Annotated in this window: 5 protein-coding genes; 1 reads left to right on the top strand and 4 read right to left on the bottom strand. The window is 69.0% G+C overall.

The window, feature by feature from the left end; genetic code table 11:
- On the top strand, nt 1-1143 hold a 1143-nt coding region (locus HMPREF0298_RS01895), incomplete at its 5' end, for a geranylgeranyl reductase family protein (protein ID WP_006839398.1).
- Here HMPREF0298_RS01895 and HMPREF0298_RS01890 read toward each other — a convergent pair.
- From HMPREF0298_RS01890 to HMPREF0298_RS01875, 4 genes are all read right to left on the bottom strand, one after another.
- On the bottom strand, nt 1140-1829 hold the full coding sequence (locus HMPREF0298_RS01890) for a demethylmenaquinone methyltransferase (protein ID WP_006839397.1): 690 nt from the start codon (nt 1827-1829) through the stop codon (nt 1140-1142). The genes HMPREF0298_RS01895 and HMPREF0298_RS01890 overlap by 4 nt on opposite strands.
- An 11-nt stretch (nt 1830-1840) precedes the next feature.
- Complete coding sequence (locus HMPREF0298_RS01885) at nt 1841-3049, bottom strand: glycosyltransferase family 4 protein (RefSeq protein ID WP_006839396.1); 1209 nt, start codon at nt 3047-3049, stop codon at nt 1841-1843.
- A 56-nt stretch (nt 3050-3105) separates the two neighbouring features.
- Nucleotides 3106-3543 (bottom strand): DUF3592 domain-containing protein, encoded by a 438-nt coding sequence (locus tag HMPREF0298_RS01880; RefSeq protein ID WP_006839395.1) that lies wholly within the window; start codon nt 3541-3543, stop codon nt 3106-3108.
- On the bottom strand, nt 3540-4624 hold a 1085-nt coding region (locus HMPREF0298_RS01875), incomplete at its 5' end, for a thiamine pyrophosphate-dependent enzyme (RefSeq protein WP_006839394.1). The genes HMPREF0298_RS01875 and HMPREF0298_RS01880, both read right to left, overlap by 4 nt.

Here is a 4624-nt window from a genome sequence, read left to right as displayed (position 1 = left end):
CGGGCGGGGTTTCGCACGGCGCTTATCGACGCCGCCGGGCGCGGCCGCGACAAGACGTGCGGCGACGGCCTCACCCCGCGCGCGGTGCACTGCCTGCGCGAGCTCGGCCTTAACGTGCCTGCCTACCGCAACCGGGGGCTCAAGCTGCACGGTTTCGGAGGCAGCGTCACGGCCGCCTGGCCGGCCGGCCAGTTCGGCACTGAAGGCTCGGCGAGCCCGCGCTCGCTTTTCGACGCCACGCTGATCGACACCGCGCGCGACAGCGGCGCCGAGGTGTTCCACAACTGCCCCGCGACCTCGGCGGAGTTGTCGGACGGGGCGATCTCCGCGATCACCACCCCGCTGGGCACACTGCGCCCGAAGTGGGTGATCGTTGCCGACGGGGTGCGCTCGACCTTCGGCAGGACGCTCGGCCGTGTCTGGCACCGCGGCGAGGTCTACGGCATCGCGGCGCGGTCGTACTGCGCCTCGCCGCGCTCGGACGAACCGTGGATGCACTCGCACGTGGAGTTGCGCGAAACCAGCGGTGAGATCCAGCCGGGGTACGGCTGGATCTTCCCGCTCGGCGACGGCACCGTCAACCTCGGTTGCGGTGCATTGTCGACCGATGCGCGCCCCGCGAAGGTGAACACGAAGAAACTTCTGGCGGTCTACGCCTCCCAGCAGAGGCGCGACTGGGGACTGGGGCCGGAGGAGTCGGTCGCCAGCGCGCTGCTGCCCATGGGCGGTGCGGTGTCGAACGTGGCGGGGCGCAACTGGGCACTTATCGGCGATGCCGCAGCCTGCGTCAACCCGCTCAACGGCGAGGGCATCGACTACGGCTTGGAAACTGCGCTGATGGCCGTGAACCTCATGACCACCGGCGCTGATCTCACGCTGGCGTGGCCGCGTGAGCTGCGGCGCGCCTACGGCGACGCCTTCACGCTGGCGCGCACGGCGGCGCGCCTTTTGACCTACCCGCAGTTCCTGCCCGTGGTGGGACCGGTTGCGCTGCGTGGGGTCGTCGGCAAGCGGCTCATGCCCGCTGCCGCGCGGCTGATGGGCAACCTGGTCACCGAGCAGGATCGAGACCTGGTTTCGTGGGCATGGCGCAAGGCCGGCGAGCTGGCGCCAACGCGCGATCCGCTGTGGAGCGTGGCCTAGCCGGGTTTGACGGCGCTGTGCAGGGCGACGATCCCGCCTGACAGGTCCTGCCAGCCGGCCCCCTCCCAGCCATTGCGGTTGATCGCGCGCGCCAGATCCGCCTGGTCGGGCCAGGCGCGGATCGATTCCGCCAGGTACTGGTAGGCGTCCGGGTTGGAGGAAAACACCCTGGCCAAAGCCGGCAGCGCCAGCGGCAGGTAGTTCTTGTACAGCACCCGAAAACCGGGCACGACGGGCGTGGAGAACTCGTTGACGGCCAGGCGTCCGCCGGGTTTGGTCACCCGCGCCATCTCGCGCAGCCCGGCCTCGAAATCGTGGACGTTGCGCAGCCCGTAGGAGATGGTCACCGCGTCGAAGGTGTTGTCCGCGAACGGCAGGTACATGGCGTCGCCGACGACCTTGGGCACCGCGCGGTGACCCCCGGCCGCCAGCATCCCCTGGGAGAAGTCGCAGGCGACGACCCACGCGCCCGACTTGCCCAGCTCGACGGTGGACACGGCGGTGCCGGCAGCGAGGTCGAGCACCCGCTCACCGGGCCTAAGCCCGAGCCGCTCGCGGGTGCGGCGGCGCCAATACCTGTCCAGGCCGAACGACAGGACCGTGTTGGTGATGTCGTAGTTTTTGCCCACGTCATCGAACATGCCCGCAACGTCGAAGGGCTTCTTATTCAGATCTGCCTTGGCCATAGCGCCCCACTTTACGCAGATGCGCTGCGGCGCCTCTTACGCGCCCGCTGTACCCAGCGCGGCAGCGCGATCGAGCGGCCGAAGAGGTTCACCGAGGTGCGGTTGTAGCCGGCGATGGCCTGCGTGTAGTAGCGCATGAGCTGCTCGCACAGCGCGTGCCAGGTCTTGTCGGCGACGGACTCGCGGGCGTTGGATTTAAGTTCGGCGTGGCGGGCGTCGTCAAGCAGGTAGCGCGTGGCGTCGACGAGGGTGGCTTCGAAGCTGTCGACGTCGAGAAGCAGGCCGTTGTACCCCTCTTTGATCAAGTCAATCGGGCCTCCCGCGCGGGGGCCGATGGTGGGCACGCCGGAAGCCTGCGCCTCCTGGATGGCCTGGCAGAACGTCTCGAACTCGCCCGTGTGGACGAACAGGTCCAGGCTGGCGTAGGCGCGGGCCAGGCTTTCTCCGTTGAGCGCGCCGGTGAACACCGCGTTGGGAAGCGTTGCCTCAAGGCATTTGCGCTCCGGGCCGTCGCCGACGATGACGAGCTGCACCCCCGGCTCGCTGACCAGCGGGGCGAGGCGGTGCACGCCCTTTTCGGAAGCGAGGCGGCCGACGAAGCCGACGATCTTCTTGCGTCCGGTCGGGTCCCACTGGCGGCGCAGTGTGTCGGAGCGCTTCAGCGGGTGGAACAAGGTGGTGTCCACGCCGCGGCCCCAGTGGTAGACGTTGCCGATGCCGTGGTCCTCGAGCTCGCGGATCGCCTCCGACGACGGGGCGAGGGTGAGCTCGCAGTTGTTGTGGATGTTGCGGGTCCAGTCCCAGGCGACGTTGGCCAGCACCGCGGCGTGGTACTGGGTGGCGAACCCGGCCACGTCCGTCTGGTACAGACCGACCGTGGGAACCCCGAGCTGGAGGGCGGCGAACATGCCGGCTCCACCGAGGACGAAGGGGCTGGCGAGGTGGATCACGTCCGGCTCGAAGTCGGCGAGCGCTGAGGTGATCGTGGTGGTGGGAACGCCGATGGGCAACGAGTCCACCAGCGGGATCATCACCGTGGGCACGCGGACAATCTCAAACCCGAGGTAGTGCGGCACTTCCTCCTGGAAATCGCGCGCGCCGGGGGCGATGACGATGGCCTCGTGGCCTTCTTCCTTGAGGTACTCGAGGACGCGGAGCACCGAGTTGGTCACTCCGTTAATGTTCGGCAAAAAGGATTCCGCGACGATTCCAACACGCATGCTGACAGCATCCCACAATATTTTGTCTGCTAAATAGATAAGAAGTGAATTCTCGGTTACAGTCGCATTTTTGCTTCTCGACGCCCACATGCGGCGCCTACCCCGTACAACGCCGCGGCCGCCACGAGCGTGGACACCACTGCCACCGACAGCGCCGGGATGATCGCCAGCGTCCAGCCGCGCCCCTCGACCTTGACGAGCCCCGGGTCCGCGGTGGAGTAGGTCACCCAGACGCGCTGGCCCTCCCCCAGGCCCGAAGGGTAGAGCAGGCCGTAGCGCGGGGAGTGGTAGCGCCCCTGCTCATCCTGGTACTCCACGGAGGTGCGCAGCATCCCCACTTCCGTGACGGTGGCCATGCCGCGGCCGGGGCTTTGCATGATGCGGGCGTCATTGAGCGCGGGGCCCGCAATCATCGCCACAACCCCCAGCATGGCGCAAGCGTAGAGGGCGATCACGAGTTGCAGCAGGCGGCGGCGCCAGTTGATCTCCCTCACGCGCGCAACCGCTCCGCCAACGCCCGGCGCATCTCGCGGGTCGTGCGCGCCTCAATCAGCGTGATGGGGGCCAGCTCGTCGTCAATCAGGGCGTCGATGAGCTCAGCCAGGCTCTCGGCGCGCACGTAGTCCACGCCGTAGGCCTGCGCGATCGCCTCGAGGTCGACGTCGTGCGGGGTGCCGAACGCCTCCTCGAAATTGTCGCGGACCTCGGGCGCGCCGACCTCGAGGGTTTCGAAGATGCCGCCGCCGTTGTCGTTGGCCACGACAATGGTCAGGTTGCTCGGGCGGCGCTGGCCCGGGCCCATCAGCAGCCCACCGACGTCGTGGAGGAAGGTCACATCCCCCATCAGCGCCACCGTGCGCGGCGCGCGGACCTCGTCCGGGTGCAGCGCCTGGGTGGCCAGGGCGACGCCCACCGCCTGGGAGACGGTGCCGTCGATGCCGGCGGCGCCGCGGGCGGAAAGGGTGCTCACGCCGTCGAAGGGCAACCCCACCAGGGAGGCGTCGCGCACCGGGTTCGACGCGCCGAGGACCAGGGTGTCGCCGACGGCGAGCGTGTCGCCCACCGCGGCGGCGACGTGCAGGCCCGTAAAGCCGTACTGCGCATCGGCCAGCGCGTCTCGCACGGTCTGCGCCCCGACCTCGCCGGCGGCCTCGCAGATTTTCAGCCACGTGTCGCTGGGCTGGCCCACGACCTTGACCCGAGACGCCCTCACCTGAGGCTGCGCGGTGAACGTCTCCGTGCGCGAGAGCCCGATGACCGTGATCTCCGGATCGGCCAACAGCGCCATCACCTCGCGGTGCAACGTCGGGTGGCCGACCACGATGACCTGCTGCGGCTTCGTGGAGGCGGAGAAGTCCCCGCCGTCGTGGCTGACCGACACCGCCGACTGCGCGAAAAACCGCGCCGCCAGCGGGTGGACCTGGTGGAAGGGAGTCGGCGCCGTCGGCTCGGCGATCGTCGGCACGTGCTCGAGCCCCGGCACCTCCCACGCCTCGTCGCCGGCGATGACGAGCGTGTCGCGGTCTAAGTCCACCTCGACCTCGCCGTGGTCGCGCCAGCGGGCCCCATCGAAGC

It is taken from the genome of Corynebacterium lipophiloflavum DSM 44291, from assembly GCF_000159635.1.
GTDB classification, from domain to species: Bacteria; Actinomycetota; Actinomycetes; order Mycobacteriales; family Mycobacteriaceae; genus Corynebacterium; species Corynebacterium lipophiloflavum.
This window is presented reverse-complemented; position numbering and strand designations above follow the sequence as displayed.

Bases quoted from the DNA above. Each gene is read 5' to 3' on its own strand.
- HMPREF0298_RS01890 (WP_006839397.1), bottom strand. From the start codon at position 1,829: ATGGCCAAGGCAGATCTGAATAAGAAGCCCTTCGACGTTGCGGGCATG.
- HMPREF0298_RS01885 (WP_006839396.1), bottom strand. From the start codon at position 3,049: ATGCGTGTTGGAATCGTCGCGGAATCCTTTTTGCCGAACATTAACGGA.